This is a genomic window from Marisediminitalea aggregata, assembly GCF_900129565.1.
Taxonomy (GTDB): Bacteria; Pseudomonadota; Gammaproteobacteria; order Enterobacterales; family Alteromonadaceae; genus Alteromonas; species Alteromonas aggregata.
Window position 1 is genome coordinate 83133 of record NZ_FQWD01000007.1, and the last position, 22798, is coordinate 105930.

Below are 22798 nucleotides of genomic sequence, written 5' to 3' on the forward strand. Positions count from 1 at the left end.
ATTAGAACTTGGTACCAATCCATACCCACAGTTTATCAGTATCGACCTTACTTGCTAAGTCACCTTGTGAGTAGTTTGCATATTTAGCACCGAAGCTGTACTTATCTGCAAATTTCGTCGTGTACTGAATGTTAATTTCGCTACCCAGATCGTCAACCGTGCTGGTTGATTCATCGGCACTGAAATCGTGGTAAACGAATAACCAGTTACCACCGGCAAATTTCGTTGCTGCGCTCACGTAGAGATCCTGCAGACCCTGACCTGGTGTACCTAACCATTGATCAGACCAACCGTTGAATTTATGCAAGGTTGCCAGTGGTGTAGCAAAACCATACATGCCGTCGTCTGAACCAAGCACTTCATATCCCAGTTTTGCAGTAATACCTGAGAAGCTTGCGCCGCCTTCCAGCATAATGTAAGAAGCTGAGTAGTCGGTTGCTGCCGTTTCACTTGATTGGGTAGCAAATTCCGCACTGTACAACCACTTCATTGAGTCAGCCTGATAAGCACCACTGTAGCTCACACCATAGGTATCCAGGCTGTTGTCTGTGTCATTATCTACTTCCAGCAGGTAAGCATAAGCAGTGAGTTTGCCCATATCTGACTTGTAGCTTACGTTTAACAGGTGATCGCTTGAATCAATGTCAGCCGCTTCACCGAAGATACGATTGCGCTTGGTCAGGTAAGCGTAAAACGCATTCAGCTTTTCACTGGCCTGATAGTTAACTGAGATGGCATCGTAAGTCTGCCAATCCTGACGCCAGCCCACGTGACCAACAAAACGGTGACCGTCTAGGGCAATAATCTGACGACCTGCTTTGACTGTTACGCCGTCGCCTTTATATTGCAGATATCCTTGGTTAAGTTCTGTGGTTTCCGGATCAGCAATCACTGAATACTGACCCGGGTTATAACCCGCCGGACCTACAGTGTAGTCGCCCTGACCCATTACAATAGTCACATCTTCTAAGTCAGCTTTAAAAGAGAATCCTTTGTAGCTGCCAGACTCATAGCTCAGCAAAGTACGCAGCGTCAGCGCACTGGCATCTTTCGCGGCATTATCCTGACTTGCGCCTTCATAACGCAGGCGGAAACTGGCAGATGCTTTAGAATCAGACCATGCATCATGCAAGCTTTCAGCTGATGCGACTGGCGACAACGCAGACGCAATAACCAGGGAGAGTACTGCGCGTTTAGTTGAAAAAAGTGTCGTGTTCATAGTGTTTTCCTAAATTTAGAGTGAGATGGCCTAACCCAGCCCCGCGGGGCCGAGCTAACTCAATGTTTTTATTAAAATTCTTTACGCAGCGTTAGATTTCTTGGAATCGCTGCTTTTTTTATCCGATTTACGACTGGAAACGGTTTCCACCTTCTTCTGTTTTTCGTACAGGAAGGTCAGAACCTCATGTCGGTAATGGTTGTATTCCGGATTATCCGCCAGCGCCAAACGGTCGCGAGGTCGCTCAAGTTTCACATCCAGCACCTCACCCACCGTAGCAGCAGGCCCGTTAGTCATCATGACTATGCGATCAGACAGCAGTACCGCTTCATCCACATCGTGGGTGATCATGATCACGGTATTACCCAAATCAGCGTGAATTTCCATTAATGAGTCCTGCAGGTGAGCACGAGTCAGCGCGTCCAGTGCACCAAAAGGTTCATCCATCAGGAGTACTTTTGGTTCCATGGCCAACGCACGGGCTATACCCACACGTTGCTTCATACCACCTGAGATCTCAGAAGGAAGCTTGTCCAGTGCATGTGTCATGTGCACCAGTTCAAGGTTGTGTAAAACCCAGTCGCGGATTTCTTTTTTGGACTTATTTTTCTGAGTTTGCTTAACCGCCAACTCAACGTTTTTATACACCGATAACCAGGGCAGCAAAGAGTGGTTCTGAAATACCACTGCGCGCTCAGGCCCGGGCTCTCTTACTTCTGCGCCGTCCAAAATTACTCCGCCGGTTGTCGCGGTATGCAGTCCGGCGACAATATTCAGCACCGTTGACTTACCACAACCAGAGTGGCCGATAAGTGAAATGAACTCCCCTTTCGCGATTTTCAAATTCACGTCAGTTAATGCGGTAAACGGGCCTTTTGGGGTAGGAAAATCAATTCCAACCTGACTCAATTCCAAATGTCTAGATTGCATGGTTATATCCTCTCAATACCAAGCGCGGCTTAACGAAGCACCGCATTTTTATCCCAACTCACCAAGCGCTGAACTGAGAGCATCAGGCGGTCAAGCAGGAAACCGATAATTCCGATCGTGATAACAGCGACCATGATTCTGGCCAGAGATTCGGAACTACCATTTTGAAATTCATCCCATACAAACTTGCCAAGTCCGGGGTTTTGCGCCAACATTTCAGCCGCAATTAATACCATCCAGCCGATGCCCAGGGAGAGGCGTAATCCGGTGAATATCATTGGGATTGAAGCAGGTAGCACAATTTTTTGTACATGGCTTAATGGTTTCAAACGAAGAACTTTACTCACGTTCACCAGGTCCGAGTCAATGTTTGACACCCCTACTGCCGTGTTGATCAGGGTTGGCCACAAGCAACACAATGACACGGTAAACGCAGAGGTGATAAACGACTTGGAGAACATGGGGTCTTCGCTCACATAGACGGCACTGACCACCATCGTCACCAATGGCAGCCAGGCCAACGGAGAAACCGGTTTAAAGATTTGAATCAGAGGGTTCATTGCCGAGTAAGCAGAACGGCTTAGACCGCACAATATACCTACAGGAACCGCGACAATACTGGCGATAACAAACCCTACCATCACGGTATACAAACTTGTCCAGATCTGGTCAAAGAATGTAGGAGCACCTGTGAATGGGCGGATTTTAGGCTCGTAACTCGGATCTTTAGCAATCCGGGCGGCATTGCGCTCTTCCTGACGGGCGTAAAAAGCATCTGCTTTCTCGCGCTGTGCAGAATGTTCGTCGATGAGCGTCATAGACTGTTCCCATACCTGCGCCGGGCCAGGGAACTGGCCCAGTGAAGTATCGATGGTCTTAGCAACGCCATTCCATAGGGCCAGGAACAGGAGTAATCCTACTACCGGCATTAATAATTTCGGTACGTTAGACATAACACTCCCAAGTACATTTTTGCTTCGAATCTGGCCAATTTGACTAACAACGCTTGCTGATTTACTCATCAATGTAACCCTCTTTCATGGACACGGCTTATAGAACCGTGTCGCCTTTCAGACCGATGCTGAACTGTTCCAGGTACGCATTAGGTTTGGTACCGTCGAACGTTACGTCATCGATAAATTCAGTTTGCGGTGGCTTAAAGCCGGTTTCGGTTGCAAACTCAGGGAAGTCCGCCAGTGAGGCTTTGCCTTCAGCAATCAACGCTTTCGCAGCTTGGGCATAAATGTCAGGGCGATAAACTTTCTTGGCTGTTTCTTTGTACCACTCATCAGACTTCGCTTCTGAGATCTGACCCCAGCGGCGCATTTGCGTCAGGTACCAGATTGCATCGCTGTAGTAGGGATAAGTCGCGTTGTGACGGAAGAAAACGTTAAAGTCAGGCACTTCGCGCTTGTCGCCTTTTTCATACTCAAAAGTACCGGTCATGCTGTTTGCAATAACGTCTTCATCGGCACCAACATAGCTGCTCTTAGCCAGGATTTTCACAGCTTCAGGACGGTTTGCATTGTTGTTCGCATCCAGCCACATTGCAGCTCGGATCATCGCTTTTACCACGCGAATGTGTGTGTTCGGGTTTTCGTCAGCCCAAGCTTTGCTTACACCAAATACTTTTTCCGGGTTGTTTTTCCAGATTTCATAGTCAGTGATAACGGGTACACCAATACCTTTGAATACCGCTTGTTGGTTCCAAGGCTCACCTACGCAGTAGCCATAAATGGTGCCGGCTTCCATGGTCGCTGGCATTTGTGGTGGAGGCGTTACAGACAACAGAGCCTGTGCGTCAATCTGACCAGACGTATCACCTTTGTGAGGCGCATAGTAACCAGGGTGAATACCACCAGCAGCTAACCAGTAACGGAGTTCGTAGTTATGGGTAGAAACCGGGAATACCATACCCATTTTGAAAGGCTTACCCGCACTGGCGTAGCTGTCTACAACCGGCTTCAGGTAATCGGCTTTAATTGGGTGAACAGGCTTGCCATCCTTTTGCGGAATGTGCTTTTCCATTTCTGCCCAGATATCATTCGAAACAGTAATACCGTTACCGTTCAGGTCCATACTGAACGCTGTGATAATGTGAGACTGCGTACCAAAACCAATTGTTGCACCCAATGGCTGACCTGCCAGCATGTGCGCGCCGTCCAGCTGACCGTCGATGACACGGTCAAGCAACACTTTCCAGTTCGCTTGCGCTTCCAGTGTTACATACAGGCCTTCGTCTTCGAAGTAACCTTTTTCATAAGCAATAGCCAGAGGTGCCATATCGGTCAGTTTGATGAAACCGAATTTCAGCTCTTCTTTTTCCGGCCAGCCAATGTCTTCCGCATTTGCGACACCAGACACTGAAGAAGCCATTACTGACGCAGCAATTACCAGTGATGAGGTAATTTGTTTAAGCCTGGTTTTTAGTTGTTTGTGTAACATGTGCGTTCCTTAAACCAAAAAAAAAGCCCACCAGTAATGACTCATCATTACTGGCGGGCTTCGTTGCCTGTTTTCTGCTCTCTCATAAAGCAGAAACGAAAATAAGTTGTGTGCTTTAGCGTGCTAGCATTCGCTGACTTTACTAATACATAATTGGTGCCAAAATTTATAAATCAAACAAAGTCATAGACTTAACATTTTATCAACATATTTTGATTGACATTATTTGTGTCACGACGGTGCGTTTTGTACAAAAGCTGTGCAAAAAGACCAGCGCAAAGCAGAGGCAATGGATCAACATGGGGCGTGAGTTTGCACCGCGATCGCACGATCAACGTGCAAAAAATCGCGATGAACGTCCAGAATATCATCAAACCGTAGCGGGAACAGTCGCTAGGCAGGTTAAATTTGAAGACGAATTTAGCACGGGATACAAAGCAAACTGCCGCAGTAAGCGGCAGTCAATTTATGGGATAAAGAATAAAGAAACTAACGTGCTTCGAATGGCAACCGTTGAGTATTGCGGCCTGCCCACATATCGCTGGCTCTGGTCGTCGCCTCAGGCAGTGCTATGTTTTCCAGTAACATCAGATAAGCCGACAAACTGGCGATGACCGCTTGTTCAGCGTAGTGGTGGTCTTGCTCTCCACGCCAAACAGCCAACATGGTTGATGTACTTACATCGCGCTCTTTCATCGACCAACCCGGTGAAGCAGGATAGATCACTTCACGGGTTTTACCGTCCTGGGTAAAATAGAGGTGAGTATCTCGCTCAGTGTTCACTTCTGGATCCCCGCCATCCCCCCGAAACACCAAAGATGCCTGCTCGAACGCTTCATTCACCACGGCATGACGTTCATCCAGATGCAGATGATAAACCCCCTGAACTGCAAATGGCGCATGGCTAGGGTTAAGTAAACGTGCCAAGGTATTAGCACAGGAACGCAAACCAAACAGTTCACGCAGCTTTATCAAACGGTCTAATTCAGGTAAGGCAATGCCTAAATCCAGATAACTAACGTTATAAACCGCCTGATGATTAACAGCTTGCTCGATGGATTGCGCCAGTGGTAATCCCAGGTCAGGCAAAGCGTGACTCGCGTAGAAACGTTTGGAACCGGGTTCAGATGCACCATGCAAACAAATATTCACGCCTTCCGATGCCAGTAACGCCACACTGAACAAATACCAGGGGAGTTGTCTGCGCTTACCGGCATAGCAGCCGATATCAAGCTGCACCTGTAACCGGGATAAGTCTTTGGGTAAACGCTCGCGGCAAGCACGAATGAAGGCAGTGAGTTCTTCGACAGATTCTTCTTGCATACGCAACAACATTAAGAACGCACCGGCTTGTTCCGGTGCAATGCTGTTGTCCAGTACGCGTCCCATGGCGTCATAGGCTTCGTCGAACGTCAGATGACGCGCACCCTTTTGCCCTTTGCCAAGGGCCTTAATATATTCGCTAAATGGCAAGCTTCTCATAAGATTGGTTAAGCAGCTCTAAAGAAACAGATTGGCGAGCATTGACCACATGCCCTATCACTACCAGTGCAGGGCCTGTCATGTTTGCTTGCGCAACGTGTTGAACTATATCGCTAATCGTCGCAGCGATGACCTGTTGTTGATTACAACACGCGTTTTCAATCACCGCAACTGGCATATTCGCATCTACGCCATTTTCTTTTAATCGCTGGCATAACAGCGCTAAGCGCTTAAAGCCCATATAGATAACCGTGGTTTCACGTTCCGCGCTACGCGCTATTGACGCCCAGTCGGCTTCTTTTTCAGGATTTTGAAACTGTGCAGTCATCAGTCTGACAGACTGAGCGACACTGCGGTCCGTTAGCGGAATACCTGTATAGGCCGAGGCCCCTGAAGCAGCAGTAATACCAGGCACAATGGCAAACGGGATATTCGCTTCGGTTAATGCTGCCGTTTCTTCGCAGGTGCGAGCAAATACCGCCGGGTCGCCTCCTTTCAGCCGCACAACTCGCTTACCCGCCTGCCCTAGTGCAACCAAACGCTGGCAAATTTCCTGTTGTGGCACACTGTGTTTACCACAACGTTTTCCAACGAAGACTTTTTCGATATGACGTGGAATGCAGTCCAAGACAGATTGATCTACCAACCAGTCAAACAGCACAATATCCGCCGTTTGCAGTAAGCGATAGGCTTTGACCGTTAGCAATTCGGCATCACCGGGGCCGGCACCCACAATAAACACTTCTCCGGCTTTTTCAGACCGACCGCGTGCAGACAGAGCATTGTTGCCAAGTCCGGAAGCACCATCACGTCGGGTGATATTGCGCAACCGGCTTTGAATACGAAGCGCCCCTTGGATCAGTGGCGCGGTAACAGGGTTAAATAATACGCTCATAAGGGGTAGATTCCGTGTCAGTTGAAGATTCAGCCTCAGCAGTGAGTAAGGCCGCCAGCTCGGTTTTGCACGAGCCACAATTTGTGCCGCATTTGAGGTTTTTACCCAATGCTTCGACACTGTTACAACCGTCCTGGATAGCCTGCTTGATGGTGTTTTCACGCACACCAAAACAGCTACAGACCAGTTTCCCTAATAAAAATGCGTCATCCGGCTGTTGATTCAACAAAGCAGATACCTGCTCCGCGGACAGCGCCGTTTCAGTGAACAGACTATCAAGCCAATCTGAAGGCAGATTCAGCGCATTTGCACTAATCAATACAGCCAACACCAGCTTGTCGTCCCGAGTGGCCACAACACTCACGGCGTCTGCCGATTGCCTTGTTGCCCATTGTGTATCCTTGGGTAACAGCTCAAATACACTGTCTAACACTGCCTGAGGCGCTTTAACATCCGCAACGGAAGCACTGTGTGCCACCTCAGTGGGGCAAGCCAGCCAATAACTGAAGCTCTCCCTCACCGGCCCGACATACTCGGCATTGCCATACACCAGACCATAAGAGGCCATGTCAGCTTTTTTGGCTTTGACTGCACCGTGTTTGAGTTCAGGCTGCCCCGACAAGGGGTCATTGGCACCGTTGAGTAAGGCACCGACTTTACAATGTGATCCCCAGGTCGCAGACCAGTGAAACGGCGCGAACATGTCGCCTTTTCGCTGTTTGTCGTCAATGGTTACGGGCAGAATTACCGTGGTGTCGGTCGCGCAGGCAGCATTTAATGCCAGGAGATCGCCGTTTTCCACACCCAGTGTTTTTGCATCTGCGCTATTCACGCTTAGCCACGGACGATCCATGTGTTTGAGTAACCGCGCCGTGTTGCCGGTTCGGGTCATGGTATGCCATTGGTCCCTTACCCGCCCAGTATTCAGTACATAGGGATAATCCGCTGAAGTAGCCTGGGTAGGCAATGCCGGGGTAACCGCAATCATGCGGGCTTTACCGGTTGGCGTATAGAAAGTACCGTCCGCAAACAGTCTGTCTGCACCTGCACGATGCACCTCACTGAACGGCCATTGCTGTGGACGCATGGCATCGTATTGCTGTTCAGTCAGGTCTTGTAATGGTGATAAGTCCAGCGCACGGCTCCCACCATTTTCAGTACCGGTTAATGCACAATGTTCGCGAAAAATCTCTACCGGGTGCTGATAACTAAATGCCTCGTCAAAGCCTAACGCACACGCCACTTCACTGATGATTTGCCAGTCGTGCTTTGCTTCACTGCTTGGCGGCACCAAGCCGCGTTGGCGCGAAATGCGGCGCTCTGAATTTGTTACTGTGCCATTTTTTTCTGACCAGCCCGTTGCGGGAAACACAACATCAGCAAATTTAAGTGTGTCGGTTTGTGCCGCAGTATCGGACACGATCACCATTTCACAGCGCGAGAGTGCTGCTTCAATCAATTCGCGATTTGGCATACTGGCAACAGGATTGGTTGCCATAATCCATAAACACTTAATTTTTCCGTCAGCCGCGGCCTGAAACGTATCAACGGCCTTCAAACCATTTTTTGTTGCCAGATTCGGCGCCTGCCAGAAATCGCGCACAATACGCTGATGCTCAGTATTATCAATATCCATATGCGCGGCCAGCATGGTAGACAAGCCACCTACTTCGCGTCCGCCCATGGCATTAGGTTGACCGGTGATCGAAAAAGGGCCACTGCCGGTTTTGGCAATCTTTCCACTCGCCAAATGACAGTTAATGATGGCATTCCCTTTGTCTACACCGGTAGTGGACTGATTGATGCCCATAGAGAAAAAGCTGATCACCCGAGGAAGTTGGGTAAACCATCGGAAAAATGTTTCAACGATAGATTGAGGTAGCTTACAAACGTCCGCGACTCTGGCCAAATCCCATTCACTGGCAATGTGCATGGCCTCTTCCAGACCTGATACGGATTGTTCGATGTATGCGTTGTCCAGCCCATCGTGTTGTGACAAATAGTTCAACAAGCCGCAATACAATACGGCGTCCGTACCGGGTGCCAGTGGCAAATGCAAATCGGCAAGCGTACAGGAATCCGTTTGGCGCGGGTCAACCACTACGACTTTCATATCGGGGTTTTGTAACTTGGCGCGCTCAATACGCTGGAACAACACCGGGTGAGTCCAGGCAGCATTACTACCTACTAGTACCAGCAAATCTGTGTGCTCTAAATCTTCGTAGTCACACGGCACAATATCTTCACCAAACGCTCGTTTGTGCGCTACAACAGCCGATGACATGCACAGGCGTGAGTTGGTATCGATATTGGCGCTGCCAATAAAGCCTTTCATCAGTTTATTGGCAACGTAGTAATCTTCGGTCAGCAGCTGACCAGAGCCGTAAATTGCGATGGCTTCCGGACCGTCCGTTTCCAGAATGCTGCGCATTTTATCGGCCACCGTTTGGATGGCTGTTTGCCAATCGCTGCGTTGGCCATTCACCATGGGAAACAACAGGCGGCTGTCCTGACCTAATGTTTCCAATAAATGGGTACCTTTAATGCAAAGGCGTCCAAAGTTAGCCGGATGTTCCCGGCTACCTTGCAGGTCACTGAGTTGTGGCCCTGCAGCCCCCTGGCGTACTACATCCACGCCACAACCCACACCGCAGTACGGACAGGTTGTTTGCAGTAACCGTTTACTGCTTTGGGGATTCGCTGTTGGGGGTAATGAAGTCATTGCAAGTCCTGGCTGTTACAGTTCAATCAATACACGTTGTGCGTCAACACGAACAGGGTAAGCATTAACGCTCACATCATCACGCTCCAGACACGTGCCGGTAGCCAGTTCGTAGTGCTCTTTATACAGCGGTGATGCCACCACTGTCTTTCCGCCCAATGAACCGACAATACCGCGATAAAGAACGTTGGCTTCGCCAATAGGATCCCAGTTGCTAATCGCAAAATACTGTGTACCTTCGCCGTTCACAATCCGGAAGATAGCAACCTGTTCCTCACCGATCAGCGCGCAAACGCCACTGTTGGTAACCAGGTCATCTTCATGGCACACATCATGCCATTGTGGGGTATAACTTTCTTGTGCTTGCATGATTGTTCTCCTAAACGATTTCTACCGGAATGGCTTTTTCACCTGAAAACTTTTCGGCTTTGGTAGCCGGACGAATCTGATCGCGCTCTGTCACGAACTGAATGTTACTGTCGGTGGCGTCACTGTTCACAAACTGGCGGAAACGCTTGAGGGCTTCCGGCGATTCAATGGTGGTTTTCCACTCACACTGATACGTATCAGTAATTAACTGCATTTGCGCTTCAAGTTCGTCGCCAATGCCCAACGAGTCTTCAATCACAACCTGTTGCAGGTATTCCAGACCGCCTTCCAGGTTTTCCATCCAAACAGAGGTCCGCTGTAAACGGTCTGCGGTTTTGGTGTAGAACATCAACACGCGGTCGATGTACTTAACCAGGGTTTCATCGTCCAGGTCTGTTGCAAATAAATCTGCATGGCGAGGCTTCATACCGCCGTTTCCGCATACATATAAGTTCCAGCCGTTTTCAGTGGCAATAACACCGATATCTTTACCTTGTGCCTCGGCACATTCACGGGTACAGCCCGATACCGCAAATTTAATTTTGTGCGGCGCACGCAGGCCTTTGTAGCGGTTTTCCAAATCGATAGCCATGGTGACCGAGTCCTGCACCCCGTAACGGCACCAGGTGCTGCCTACACAAGACTTAACCGTACGCAGTGCTTTGGCATAGGCATGACCTGTTTCAAAGCCACCAGCAACCAAAGCTTCCCAAATAGCCGGAAGTTGTTCGACACGCGCACCGAATAAATCAATACGCTGACCACCGGTGATTTTGGTGTACAGATTGTACTGTTTAGCCACTTCACCCAGCAGAATCAGTTTGTCAGGGGTAATTTCACCACCGGCAACACGCGGTACAATCGAATAAGTACCGTCTTTTTGCATGTTACCTAAGTAAGTGTCATTAGTGTCCTGCAGCGGTTGATGCTGCTGTTGCAGAATGTAGTCGTTCCACACCGAAGCAAAAATAGAACCAGCAGCAGGCTTACAGATATCACAGCCCATGCCCGTACCGTGTTTTTCCAGTAACTCGTTGAAGCTCTTGATGCCTTCAACCTGAATCAGGTGGTACAGCTCCTGACGCGTGTAATTAAAGTGTTCACAAATAGCTTTCGATACTTCAACACCGCGTTTTTCTAATTCACTGTCGACAACGTTTTTCAATAAGGCTGCACAACCTCCACAACCTGTGCTTGCACTGGTTGCACCCTTCACGTCACCAACAGAGCAACAGCCGCCGTCGATAGCATCGATAATGTCGCCCTTAGATACGTTGTAGCACGAACAGATTGTTGCTGCGTCACCCAAGGCGTCAGCACCCAATGTTGGTGCTTCACCGGCCGAAGGCAGAATGAGCGACTCTGGCGCTTCAGGTACGGCAATTTCGTTTAACGCGTATTGCAACAAAGTATCGTAGTCGCTGGTGTCCCCCACCAGTACCGCGCCGATTACATGCGTTTTGCTTGGATCAACAACGAGTTTTTTGTAAATGCCATCAGGCTGATTGTGATAGGTATACACCAATGCGCCCGGAGTCTTTGCATGAGCATCACCAATTGAACCTACTTCTACGCCCATTAATTTGAGCTTGGTACTCATATCGGCACCGGCAAATTCACCTTCGCCCCCCGTCAGGTTGGCTACCGCTGCGCGTGCCATGGCATAACCCGGCGCAACCAGGCCATATATGCGGTTGTCCCACAATGCACATTCACCAATGGCGTAAATATCCGGATCAGAAGTCTGGCATTGGTTGTTTATAACAATGCCGCCGCGCTCACCCATTGCCAGTTCGCTGCTGCGACCTAACTGGTCACTTGGGCGGATCCCGGCGGAGAACAGAATCAAATCAGTTTCTAAAAAGCTGCCATCAGAGAAATTCATGCGGTAGCGACAATGTTCGCCGGCGACGATTTCCTGTGTGGCTTTTTGCGTGTGCACCTGAACGCCCAGGTCTTCAATTTTCGTTCTGAGCTGGTCACCGCCCATCAGGTCCAGTTGCACCGCCATCAATTGAGGGGCAAATTCGACCACATGGGTTTCAAGGCCGGCTTGTTTTAATGCGTTTGCTGCCTCAAGGCCTAACAAACCGCCACCAACAACAACACCAACTTTACTTTGCGCAGAGGATGCACTGATAGCTTCCAAATCTTCAATAGTACGATACACCAGGCAATGGGGTTGGTCGTTACCCGGAATCGGTGGTACAAACGGGTATGAACCTGTTGCCAGTACCAACTTGTCGTATTCAAAGGTTTCACCACTTTCCAGTGTAACCACTTTGGCCGTGCGATCGATGTCACTTACCCGAGCATTGACTCGTGCGTCAACCCCCCACTCCTGATACGTTTCAGGTGTCGTCATGGCTAAATCTTCAGCCGTTTTACCTGCAAAGTACGACGACAAATAAACCCGGTCGTAGGCCAAACGGCCTTCACCGCTTAAAACCGTAATGTGGCAATCATGCTGGCTGTTGATCAACTGCTCTACAAAATGATGGCCTACCATGCCATTACCGACAATGACGATGCGTTGTTGTGAAGAAGAAGTCATTTTGTTCACCTTTCTTGGGGACAAAAAAAAGCCCACGACCTTTAAGGGTCATGGGCTCCGTTGCCTGTTTAGCGTTAGCTTTTAAATTGTGTGATGGCTCAGTACGGCTGAGTCTACATCGTATTAAGTTACTATCAAGATCAATGCCAACAGTAAGAAATGTTAGTTTTCATAGGGTTATAAAAATTGATTACCGGGGCTTATCGACCTATTGCACCAAAATAATGCAAAAAACACGTTTCCCGGTGCACCACACTGATGAATGCACCACCTTATCGAATAAGAGACAATGCCAATAACGCGGCCAACACCGCAGATATCCCCTGCCAGAATTTAACCGGATTACGTTCTGCAAGGGGCAGTGTTTGCTGATAGGCTGGATTCGGATGCTGTAAGTCATACAGCAACTCAGACAAACTTGGATACCGTTTCGCCGCTTGCGGGTGACAGCCTCGTTTCACTGTCTCATCTAACCACACAGGAACAGACACATCTCGCTGTAATAATCGCTGATACCGCAGCTTGTGCAGTGCGCTGTAGCTGGTCGTTTTGGCGACTGCCGTTCCGTATGGATGTGCGCCAGACAAGGCATAATAAAGAATCGATGTTAATGAAAACTGATCAGCCTGTTCATTTGCCCACAACCCCACAAAATACTCAGGCGCACTGTAGAGCAGATCGCCAGGGATCATTAATTGATTGGGATCTTCCAGAAAATTATGACCGTGGATACTGGCACTGCCAAAGTCAATAATAATCACCCGGTCCGAAGACGTGAGTAATAGGTTTTCCGGACGCAAATCCTGGTGTAACACCCCTTTGCGATGCAAAGCGGTTAACCCGGCAACCAGTTGCGATGCCCAGTCCCTGACCTGTTGGACACTCGCCTGGCCATTGTCCAGCAAATGTTGCTGCAGTGTTTGCCCTTCGAGATACTCGGTTAGGGTATAAAATGCCGACCTGGGTGTGTCATGACTCACCGCTTTCATTAAATGCGGATTGTCGACCATACGTGCCACCCACTCTTCTTTTGCCATGTCATCTAAGAAACCGGCATTATCAATGTGAGTGGTCGCAGGCACTTTTAAAATAGCCATTTGCTGAGACGTTTGATGTTGAGCAACGAAAACCTCGCTGCGATCTGACCGATGCAAACACTTGGTCAAATGCCAATCATCAATATTTGTCCCAATGGTGGGCTGAGTGACTCTGGGCAAGAATCCATTGTCATCAAACGCAATGTTTAAATCCGAAGTCACACCCGTTACTGCCAGGACCTGAATGGTGAGATTGTCTGAACTGCCTGCCGCCAGGGCTTGTTCTAAAACCTGCTCACAATATTCCGTTAGCTGCGCCTCGCTAGCTGGCATCTGATCAAATAACGTTTGCGCATCAACAAACTCGCTAACCCCGTCGGTCATTAAAATGAATTTGTCACCGGGTTGCACTGCCATGCTGTGAATATCAACATCCAGCTCGGGTTTTATACCCAAAGCATTGGCGAGGTATGTTTGCCCTGACTCAGACTCACCGGTGTGTGCGCGTGTTAAAGTGGTAATCACCTCATCACGGCAGTGCAAGATGGTACTGTCACCGCAATGTACAACCGTTGCGCAATCCTGATGAAGAATAAGACTGGAAAACGTACACACATAGCCCCTATCCGGATTCCCCTGATAAGGACTTTGTGCGGTTTTGACGTATAAAGCCGTATTGATCGTCTTTAATACGTTTTGTGCGGCTCTGGCAGCCGACCAGTTATCACTGGTTAACAGGTAATCACGATTAAACTGCGTAACAGCCAGCTCGCTGGCGTACTGGCTCACCTGGCTGCTACTAATACCATCAGCGATACAGGCGACTATCCCGCGTCGCTGTAAAACGGCAAAATCAGGCACTGTCAGTTTCTGACAGTCCTGATTTATTGGTTTGATACCGCTGCTGGAGCAAGCTCCCCAGCGGACAGCTAACATTAACGTTATGCCTTATCGTTGACCTTTGCTGCGGGTACAGCTTTTGGTGCACCGCCACCTACCAGTGTGCGCTTAGGCGCAGTTTTGTAGTGCGTTGAGTACAGTGTCAGGCCAGTAAATGCCAGACCACCAACAAGGTTGCCCAGTGCTGTTGGAATTTCGTTCCAGATAAAGTAATCCAGGATTGAGAAATCACCACCCATGATCAGACCAAATGGGAACAGGAACATGTTTACAACAGAGTGTTCGAAGCCCATGAAGAAGAACAGCATAATTGGCATCCACATGGCCAGAACTTTACCGCTCACGTTAGTCGAAATCATCGCGCCAACTACGCCCAAAGACACCATCCAGTTACACAGCATGCCGCGGATAAAGATAGTGAACCAACCCGCTACACCATACTCAGCATAACCCAGTGTACGAGACTCACCGATGCTGGCAACTTTGGTTGCAATCGCGCCACCGTCTGTGTTGTAACCCATGGTGAAGATAAATGACATCATGAATGCCACCGTCAATGCACCGGCGAAGTTACCCACAAAGACTAGTCCCCAGTTACGGAAGATCTGTGGCCAGGTTACACCTGGCCGCTTAGCCAGCCAGGCTAAGGGGGCAAGTACGAATACACCCGTTAACAGGTCAAAGCCCATTAGATACAACATACAGAAACCAACCGGGAACAATACAGCCCCAATCAGAAAAACACCGGTCTGAACAGCAATGGTTACTGCAAATACCGCTGCAAGGGCCAGAATCGCACCCGCCATATATGCCCGAATTAAAGTATCGCGGGTAGACATATATATTTTTGATTCACCCGCGTCGACCATCTTGGTCACAAACTCCGAAGGAAGTAGATACGCCATAATCAATCACCTTACTGTTTTAAAAGAGTGCACAGCGTTCACTGCTACGTTCGCTGCCGTTTTTCACGCACAAAAAAGCGCCCGCACCACCTTCCAAGGAAGGTAGTCGCGGACGCCTTTGTCCAATTCTGTGCTGTCGTCAAATCCCTAAGACTTGCCCTTCACCCGTTCCAATTTTCTTGCCAACTTGCAAAATTAAATTTAAATCAATGAAAATCAACAGTTTAAACAAAAATACAGAATTTGGTGGAATATTCATCAACTGTACGCATTGCGCCAAATTGGCGCAAATTCACCAAAACAGTGCTCCGCAATAGACACTTTCCTGAACAAAAAGCATTCAACTAAAGGTGTATTTTGCTACAACTGCTCAAAACCCCATCGTTTCTGATGGTATTCCAACAAAATAGCTCTGTATCGTTAAACAGGAACGTCTTTTGCTTTAAAGTTTTATCAATAAGCTGTTTGAGGCCACTATGGGAAAACACAGCGAAATAACTAAACGCTTTTTGCTGGCGGCAAAGTACCAGGAAATCCAGGCACTTCATCACTTGTCGTCCAACTGTCGTACCGTTGAAGCCATTAAAGACATGATTCACCAGCTTCAGCGAGAGCGTGGGATGTCGAATGTATTTCTGGGTTCAAAGGGCGATCGCTTCACCGCACAGCGCGACCATCAAATTGAAAGTAGTCAGGAATGCGAGCAAGACCTCCGCAGCCTGCTGAAATCACTCTATTTGGGCAATCACGACAATGGCCAGTCGATGCGCCTGCTCAGCAGTATCACCTTCGCGTTACAAGGCATGGATCACCTGCCGAACCTGCGGGAAAAAGTATCGGCACTGCAAGTCAACACACTGGAATCCACCAACGCCTATTGCCGGTTAATCGCCGGTTTGCTGGATGTGATTTTCGAAGCTGCCGATGTGGCCAGTGATCCTGAAATGACCCGCTTACTGGTTGCCCTGTTTAATTTTATGCAAGGCAAAGAATACGCGGGACAAGAGCGAGCCTGGGGGGCCATTGGCTTTGCTGAAAGCCAGTTTGACAGTGAACTGTGTGATCGCATCACGGCACTTACCGAGTCACAGCAGCAGTGTTTTGAAACCTTTAGCAATTTTGCCGACGCCGAAGAACAAGCTATGTGGGCCGAGCTCGCCAATAGTGATATTGCCAATAACATTCAAAGACTGCGTGAAATGATTTGTGCACTGGCCAAAGGCGGCGATTGCTCGCCAGAGCTAAGCGAAGTTTGGTATGACATTGCGACAAACCGCATTGATGCCATGCAGCTCATTGAAGAGCATTTGACCGCGCGCCTGAACAAACAGGCGGAATTGCGAATTAAACAAGCCGAAGATGAGCTGCGAAATCACGAATTGCTGGTCGCTTCGTTAAACAATACACCAGCGCATTCTGGTTCACCGTTCACTATGTTGTTCGATGCGTCAGTAAGAGGTTTACGCGGCGCCGATATTCGCGAGGAAGAATTGAGTGAATCAGCGACGTTGTCTGCTCATAAATCGTTTTATGAATTGATTCGCGGGCAGTCTCAGCGAATCGAGGAAATGGCAGGCCAACTGACAGCGGCCAAACAAGCACTGAACGAACAGAAAGTCATCGACAGAGCTAAACTTTTGTTAATGCAGCAAGGAAAAATCTCGGAGCAGCAGGCCTACAGAAAACTGCAAACATCGGCCATGGAACAGAATATCCGAATTGCAGAATTGGCCCAACGCGTTGTTCAACGCGTCGAAAAATAGCCCACAAAAAATGCACCTTAGGGCAATACGTATATTGCCCTTATGTTTGTTTAACGCCAAGTTTCACATTTCACACAAAAATCCATTAACCATAGCCCGGTTCAGTAAGCTGTGGTTTTCTTGTTTTGTTCAATCACAACAACAATGAGAAAACTATGTGGAAGCCTACTATTCGAAAGCAACTCGTCGGTGTGTTGCTAAGTCTGTCACTCCTGCCCGCTTCAGCAATGGCGGGTATTGGCGATACCTTTCCCTCTGAACGAAAACTGATCAAAGACCCGGTGACCGGTGTCAATATTGCCTTCCTTACCAGTCGCCCGGTTGGCGACTCAAAAATTTACCCTACCCACCCACAATGGACAGCAGATGGTGAATGGTTGGTGTTTCGTTCAAATCGCGTCCCAGGTGAAGCGATGGCCGTAAATGAACAGGACGGCACCCTGGTGCAGATCAGTGAGGGTGGCTACTTCGGTATGCTGGTAAATGCGCAAAAGTCGAACACCCTGTACTTGATGCGTGACCCTCAATTTGCCGCTGATAAACAACCGCGTTATGGCCGAAGTGACAATGACAAACAGATCATTGAAGTCAATCTCGGTACTTTACTTGCCGATGCACGTGCTAAACAGGTTAAACCCGCCAGCCATTATCAGCGAGTAGTTGGTGTTGTTCCGGGCAGCATGGGCGCGGGCGGTGATATGGCGTTGGACGCCGCCGAAGACATTATCTATTTTCGTATTGGCCGGGAAGAAGCGGCGCGCCATTTAGCTGAAGGGACTGAGATTGAACCAAATTTCGGACCGAGAAACATGGGCGCAGGTCCCACGGGCATTGCCAGTATGAACCTGAATACCGGGGAAATCGATTTGGTGGTGGCCCTGCCGTTTCAGCTTGGTCACATACAAACCAATCCATGGGTAACCCGGGAACTGGTATTTTGTTGGGAAACAGGCGGAAAATCGCCACAGCGCATGTGGACAATGAAAGTCGGCGGAGAGGTAAAACCACTGTATCCGGAAGCCGAGTATGAATGGGTTACGCATGAAGCGGTGATCACGCCTGATGAAGTCGCGTTTGCCATTATGGGCCATCGTGAAGTAGGTACCAATGATGCCTGGGGGCCATCAGCCTCTCGTCAGAAACCTACAGGGCTCGGCATAGTTAATTTGCGAACCAATGAAATGCGCATTGCCGGACAAACCCGTAGTGGCAGTGGTTTGTGGCATGTGCACGGTTCTCCCGACGGCCGCTGGGCTGTGGGTGACGATTTCGAACGCAGTTTATACCTGATTGACCGCACTACCGATGAGATGATGTTGCTTAGCACTGGACACAAAAAAACGGCAAAGGATCATACCCACCCCACTTTTAGCCGGGACGGTAAAAAAATTCAGATCCAGTCGGCTATGCTATCTGAGGATGACCGCACCATGAACATTGCTGTGATATATCTGCCAGAGCGCTTATTAAACCGATCCTATCAAGACGTTAAACGCCTGGACTAACCCATCATTCTGCCCTTATTTGCCCTGATTAATGAACCTAATCAGGGCATTTAATAGCCCCCGCCCGCCATCGATTTTATTTCACGCTAAATGCAGCTAACAGAATGTCTGGCCGCGACTTAACGCCGCAAATCACAGGCTCATCGCAACCCTACGTAGAAAGCGATTAATGGCACAGTAACTGCTGTTTTAGTTGTTTTTTACGTTACAGACGTTGTTATGCCTGGTATTGCGCAAAGAGAGTGCAAATGATCTCATGTTTCTCACCAAAGTTGGCATTAAAACCCTCGCGGTCCCTTATTGCTGTTGCCGTAACCCTGTTTGGGGTTAGTTGCCCTGTACTGTCTGCCGAGTCCGGTACGTCTTTTACCGCCAAGGACGCCGACCGCCTACTCTACGACCGGTGTGAAGACTGTCACAACGACTATATTTTCGATGGCAACTGGTCAATTGAAGACATTGATGTCAACGATATCGCGCAAGGTCACAACCTGAAGCGGTGGGAGGCCATCCTGAAGTCCGTCTCCATGGGAGACATGCCACCTTCCGATAAGAAACCGTTAACCGCACAGGAAAAAGCCTCACTGCTACAATGGCTCGAGACGTCTCTTGATGATTACAGTGAAACACACCCCAATCCGGGACGGGCCACCCTGCGACGACTAAATCGCCATGAATACGCAAATTCCGTACGGGATCTGCTTGCACTGGATGTAGATATCGCCGATGCCCTGCCCGGCGATGACTCAGGATACGGCTTTGACAATAACGCCGATGTGCTGAGTATGTCTACGACCCATCTCGAACGCTACCTATACGTCGCAGGTAAAGTCAGTAAACTGGCTGCTGGCGTTACCCCCGCTTCAGCCACAAAAACCACGTATGTGGTTCCCAAAGATGGCTCAATAAAAAACAGCGGCATACCCTCGTTCGATTTAAGAATGAGTGACGATTTACCGCTTGATTCCAGAGGCGGCGGCAGTTTTTCATTCTATGCCCCTGTCACCGGACAGTACGAGATAGCCGGTTACCTTAACGCCAATACCAATAACGAAGTGGACCGCCTTGACGCGCTTCGCTACAGCCACAGCCTGACACTCTCGGCCGGTAATCACACCATAGGCATGGCATTTCGCAAACGCCTGGCACTAACAGAACATGTTCCTAAAATCCGCAAAGGAACAGATTATGTGGTGTTACCCGACAGAGCAGCTACCCAGCTTTCTCTGGATTTTGTTGTTGATGGCGCGCGGGTCCACGAGGTTCAGGTACCCTCGTATCATATGTCATCGCGTTTTTCCCAGGCCGCTTTTTTACGGGACGTGCTGGAATTGGAAATCATAGGCCCTATGTTGCCCGAAACACAGCAAGTGCAGCCACCCGATACCCCAGCTACGCGACAGCTCTTTGTGTGTTATCCGCAAAACGTCACTGCGGGTTCACCTCAGACTCAGGAAGAAATCGCATGCGCCTCGCGTATATTGTCAAAATTAACTTCGCAGGCTTACCGTAGGCCATCCACAACCGACGACGTCGAACCATTATTAAGCGTATTCAGCCGCGCGCGTGAGGATCTGGATTTCAGAGGCAGTATTGCGACAGCCCTCCAGGCACTGCTGGTTTCCCCGGGATTCTTATATTTACAGGAACCCGCACCGGCAGGTTTAGCGCCAGGCACGGTTTATCAGATTGATGACATGGCTTTTGCGGCCCGTCTTGCATTGTTTTTATGGAGTAGCCTTCCTGACCAGACCCTGACTGATTTAGCGCAGCGAGGGACATTGCGCGAACCGGCAGTACTTCGCCAGCAGATACAACGCATGCTGCGTTCAGACAAAGCCCAGGCACTGGTCGATAATTTTGCAGGCCAGTGGCTGTACTTGCGCAACTTGCCCTACCATGCGCCAGATGTGTTTGAATTTCCTCAATTCACCGTACCGCTGCGCCAGTCAATCGAAGGCGAAACCCGGTTATTCTTTACGCGTATTTTAAAGGACAATCGGTCAATCTTTGACTTTCTCAACGCCGAATACAGCTACCTCAACGAAAAGCTAGCGGCCCACTATGGATTACCCGGCGTAAAAGGTCAGGCGCTCAGGCGGGTAGATCTGGATGCGCAATCAGGCCGTGGCGGCTTGTTGGGTCAGGCCAGTATTTTGACCTTAACCTCGAACCCCAATCACACCTCGCCAGTTAAACGCGGCAAGTGGATACTGGACAACCTGTTGGCAGCCAGTCCTCCGCCTCCCCCGCCTGATGTGCCAGCACTGGTTGCTGAACATGACGGTGTTGCGCTGACCGCCAGAGAACAGTTAAAGCGCCACCGTGAAGACCCCGTCTGCGCAGCATGTCACAAACGGATGGATCCGCTAGGCCTCGCCCTCGAGCAATATGACGCGGTTGGTGCGTTCAGAACAGAATACGCCAATCTGCCCATTGACGTGTCTGCACAAATGCCAGACGGCACTCAATTTGAGGGATTGCCGGGCCTGCATGACATTTTGTGGGAGCGGCGTGAACGTTTCGCAATTGCCTTTTCCGAACGCCTTCTTACCTATGCACTGGGCCGAGGCCTGGAAGCGTATGATCAGCCCACTATCAGGCAAATTGTTAAACAAGCCGGAAAAGATGGGTACCAAATACACAGCATTATTGAAGCCGTAGCAATCAGCATTCCTTTTAACGCAAAACACGTCCCGGAGACGACAAATGAAAAGCAACAGATCGTGCAAATTCACTGATCAAGGTGTCACTCGTCGTGCATTTCTTAAAGGGCTTGGCGTGTCGGTTACGTTACCGGTTATGGAATCGCTTGTTTCCAAAGCCCAGGCGAAGACGCTGGAGAACCGCCCCAAGCGGCTGACCGTATTTTATTCCCCGAATGGCGTGAGGATGCAGCGTTATACCCCGGCTGAAACAGGCGTAAATTACACAATGACGCCCGTGCTTCAACCCTTGTCTGGCGTACGCGATAAATTCACTGTGATTTCAGGGCTGGCGCACTATCAGGCCAGTGCTTTTGGCGATCCGCCCGCGGGTCACGGACGCAGCTGCCCCGCCTTTTTAACAGGGGCACATGCCAAAGCCACCGAAGGCTCTGACATTTACTGTGGCATATCAGCAGACCAGGTTGCCGCGCAGTTCTTCGCGAAAGATACGCAACTGGCTTCCCTGGAGCTGGGTATTGAGCCCCCCAGTTTGTTGGGCAGTTGCGATATTAATTACAGCTGCACTTATACCAATACCATTTCCTGGAAGAGCCCTACACAGGCGTTACCCGCCATGGTTGCACCCAGTGATGTGTTTGAACACCTGTTTGGCGATGGGAATACCATTGATGAGGCAACCCGCCAAATGCGTCTGGCTCACAAGGGCAGCATCCTGGATTTCATTCATGACGAAGCGAAACGCCTGAATCGCAATCTGGGCAGTCACGACCGTCATAAGCTAGACCAGTATCTGGAATCCATTCGCGATGTAGAACGTCGTATCAGCAAAGCCCGGCAAACCACCATTGAGATGAACCTGGCTGATCTCTCCGTGCCCGCCAATATTCCGCACGATTACGAAGAGCACGTAAAAATCATGCTGGACCTGCAAATGCTCGCCCTGCAGACCGACATGACCCGCGTCAGCACTTTTATGCTCGGCCGCGAATTGAGTAATCACGCCTACACCAACTTGGGCATTCCCGACGGTCATCATGCGTTGAGTCATCATGCGAATGACCCGGATAAAATCGACAAGTTGGTAAAAATCAATGCCTACCACATGCAACTATTCGCCGACTATCTGGAAAAAATGGCCAGCATTCCCGATGGCGAGTCCAATTTGCTGGACAACACCTTTGTGATCCGAGGGGCCTGTATTGGCGAATCTAACGACCATGACCATATGGACTTGCCCATTCTGCTTGCCGGTGGCGGGCTGCCCGGCAATCGTCATATCGCCGCCGAAAAACACACGCCAATGTGTAATTTATTGCTATCGGTATTACAAAACATGGGCGTGCCCATTGAACAATTTGGCGACAGCAACGGCCCGCTAGCCGGCTTAACGGCATAAGGAAACC

Annotated in this window: 15 protein-coding genes; 4 read left to right on the top strand and 11 right to left on the bottom strand. The window is 49.5% G+C overall.

Going from position 1 to position 22798, the window contains the following annotated elements; all coding sequences use genetic code 11:
• Position 1 precedes the first annotated feature (1 nt).
• The 11 genes from BUB81_RS18970 to BUB81_RS19020 all read right to left on the bottom strand — a co-directional run bounded on the left by BUB81_RS18970 (position 2) and on the right by BUB81_RS19020 (position 15458).
• The gene (locus BUB81_RS18970) at positions 2-1219 is read right to left on the bottom strand and encodes an alginate export family protein (RefSeq protein WP_073324938.1); all 1218 of its coding nucleotides are present in this window, start codon (positions 1217-1219) and stop codon (positions 2-4) included.
• An 81-nt stretch (positions 1220-1300) separates the two neighbouring features.
• On the bottom strand, positions 1301-2149 hold the full coding sequence (locus BUB81_RS18975; RefSeq protein WP_073324939.1) for an ABC transporter ATP-binding protein: 849 nt from the start codon (positions 2147-2149) through the stop codon (positions 1301-1303).
• A 29-nt stretch (positions 2150-2178) separates the two neighbouring features.
• Entirely contained in the window at positions 2179-3102 is a 924-nt protein-coding gene (locus tag BUB81_RS18980) for an ABC transporter permease (RefSeq protein WP_370243735.1), read from the bottom strand.
• Positions 3103-3199: 97 nt separating this feature from the next.
• Positions 3200-4525, bottom strand: coding sequence for a CmpA/NrtA family ABC transporter substrate-binding protein (locus BUB81_RS18985; RefSeq protein WP_425435083.1), 1326 nt, complete (start codon positions 4523-4525; stop codon positions 3200-3202).
• A 558-nt stretch (positions 4526-5083) separates the two neighbouring features.
• Entirely contained in the window at positions 5084-6076 is a 993-nt protein-coding gene (locus BUB81_RS18990; RefSeq protein WP_073324942.1) for a glycosyl transferase family protein, read from the bottom strand.
• On the bottom strand, positions 6057-6971 hold the full coding sequence (gene cobA / locus BUB81_RS18995) for a uroporphyrinogen-III C-methyltransferase (protein ID WP_073324943.1): 915 nt from the start codon (positions 6969-6971) through the stop codon (positions 6057-6059). Before cobA ends, BUB81_RS18990 begins: the two co-directional genes overlap by 20 nt.
• Positions 6955-9693, bottom strand: a complete 2739-nt coding sequence (locus tag BUB81_RS19000; RefSeq protein WP_073324944.1) for a nitrate reductase — start codon at positions 9691-9693, stop codon at positions 6955-6957. Before BUB81_RS19000 ends, cobA begins: the two co-directional genes overlap by 17 nt.
• A 15-nt stretch (positions 9694-9708) precedes the next feature.
• Positions 9709-10062 carry a nitrite reductase small subunit NirD gene (nirD, locus tag BUB81_RS19005; protein WP_073324945.1) on the bottom strand — a complete coding sequence of 118 codons (354 nt, stop codon included), beginning with the start codon at positions 10060-10062 and terminating at the stop codon, positions 9709-9711.
• Positions 10063-10072: 10 nt separating this feature from the next.
• Complete coding sequence (gene nirB, locus BUB81_RS19010; protein WP_073324946.1) at positions 10073-12616, bottom strand: nitrite reductase large subunit NirB; 2544 nt, start codon at positions 12614-12616, stop codon at positions 10073-10075.
• 272 nt (positions 12617-12888) lie between these two features.
• Positions 12889-14589 (bottom strand): bifunctional protein-serine/threonine kinase/phosphatase, encoded by a 1701-nt coding sequence (locus tag BUB81_RS19015; protein WP_073324947.1) that lies wholly within the window; start codon positions 14587-14589, stop codon positions 12889-12891.
• Positions 14590-14594: 5 nt separating this feature from the next.
• Entirely contained in the window at positions 14595-15458 is an 864-nt protein-coding gene (locus tag BUB81_RS19020) for a formate/nitrite transporter family protein (protein ID WP_073324948.1), read from the bottom strand.
• Between the two features lie 476 nt (positions 15459-15934).
• On the opposite strand from BUB81_RS19020, the gene BUB81_RS19025 reads away from it, so the two are divergent.
• The 4 genes from BUB81_RS19025 to BUB81_RS19040 all read left to right on the top strand — a co-directional run bounded on the left by BUB81_RS19025 (position 15935) and on the right by BUB81_RS19040 (position 22791).
• Positions 15935-17221 carry a nitrate regulatory protein gene (locus BUB81_RS19025; RefSeq protein WP_073324949.1) on the top strand — a complete coding sequence of 429 codons (1287 nt, stop codon included), beginning with the start codon at positions 15935-15937 and terminating at the stop codon, positions 17219-17221.
• Between the two features lie 155 nt (positions 17222-17376).
• Positions 17377-18726, top strand: coding sequence for a TolB-like translocation protein (locus BUB81_RS19030; protein WP_073324950.1), 1350 nt, complete (start codon positions 17377-17379; stop codon positions 18724-18726).
• A gap of 248 nt (positions 18727-18974) precedes the next feature.
• A complete protein-coding gene (locus BUB81_RS19035) occupies positions 18975-21467 on the top strand; it encodes a DUF1592 domain-containing protein (protein ID WP_073324951.1) in 2493 nt (830 codons plus the stop codon).
• Positions 21436-22791 (top strand): DUF1552 domain-containing protein, encoded by a 1356-nt coding sequence (locus BUB81_RS19040; protein WP_073324952.1) that lies wholly within the window; start codon positions 21436-21438, stop codon positions 22789-22791. The genes BUB81_RS19035 and BUB81_RS19040 overlap by 32 nt, the downstream gene beginning before the upstream one ends.
• Positions 22792-22798: the final 7 nt, after the last annotated feature.

Excerpts from the sequence above, each read along its gene's own strand:
- BUB81_RS18970 (WP_073324938.1), bottom strand. The coding sequence starts at position 1,219 with ATGAACACGACACTTTTTTCAACTAAACGCGCAGTACTCTCCCTGGTT.
- BUB81_RS18975 (WP_073324939.1), bottom strand. The coding sequence starts at position 2,149 with ATGCAATCTAGACATTTGGAATTGAGTCAGGTTGGAATTGATTTTCCT.
- BUB81_RS18980 (WP_370243735.1), bottom strand. The coding sequence starts at position 3,102 with ATGTCTAACGTACCGAAATTATTAATGCCGGTAGTAGGATTACTCCTG.
- BUB81_RS18985 (WP_425435083.1), bottom strand. The coding sequence starts at position 4,525 with ATGGCTTCTTCAGTGTCTGGTGTCGCAAATGCGGAAGACATTGGCTGG.
- BUB81_RS18990 (WP_073324942.1), bottom strand. The coding sequence starts at position 6,076 with ATGAGAAGCTTGCCATTTAGCGAATATATTAAGGCCCTTGGCAAAGGG.
- cobA (WP_073324943.1), bottom strand. The coding sequence starts at position 6,971 with ATGAGCGTATTATTTAACCCTGTTACCGCGCCACTGATCCAAGGGGCG.
- BUB81_RS19000 (WP_073324944.1), bottom strand. The coding sequence starts at position 9,693 with ATGACTTCATTACCCCCAACAGCGAATCCCCAAAGCAGTAAACGGTTA.
- nirD (WP_073324945.1), bottom strand. The coding sequence starts at position 10,062 with ATGCAAGCACAAGAAAGTTATACCCCACAATGGCATGATGTGTGCCAT.
- nirB (WP_073324946.1), bottom strand. The coding sequence starts at position 12,616 with ATGACTTCTTCTTCACAACAACGCATCGTCATTGTCGGTAATGGCATG.
- BUB81_RS19015 (WP_073324947.1), bottom strand. The coding sequence starts at position 14,589 with ATGTTAGCTGTCCGCTGGGGAGCTTGCTCCAGCAGCGGTATCAAACCA.
- BUB81_RS19020 (WP_073324948.1), bottom strand. The coding sequence starts at position 15,458 with ATGGCGTATCTACTTCCTTCGGAGTTTGTGACCAAGATGGTCGACGCG.
- BUB81_RS19025 (WP_073324949.1), top strand. The coding sequence starts at position 15,935 with ATGGGAAAACACAGCGAAATAACTAAACGCTTTTTGCTGGCGGCAAAG.
- BUB81_RS19030 (WP_073324950.1), top strand. The coding sequence starts at position 17,377 with ATGTGGAAGCCTACTATTCGAAAGCAACTCGTCGGTGTGTTGCTAAGT.
- BUB81_RS19035 (WP_073324951.1), top strand. The coding sequence starts at position 18,975 with ATGATCTCATGTTTCTCACCAAAGTTGGCATTAAAACCCTCGCGGTCC.
- BUB81_RS19040 (WP_073324952.1), top strand. The coding sequence starts at position 21,436 with ATGAAAAGCAACAGATCGTGCAAATTCACTGATCAAGGTGTCACTCGT.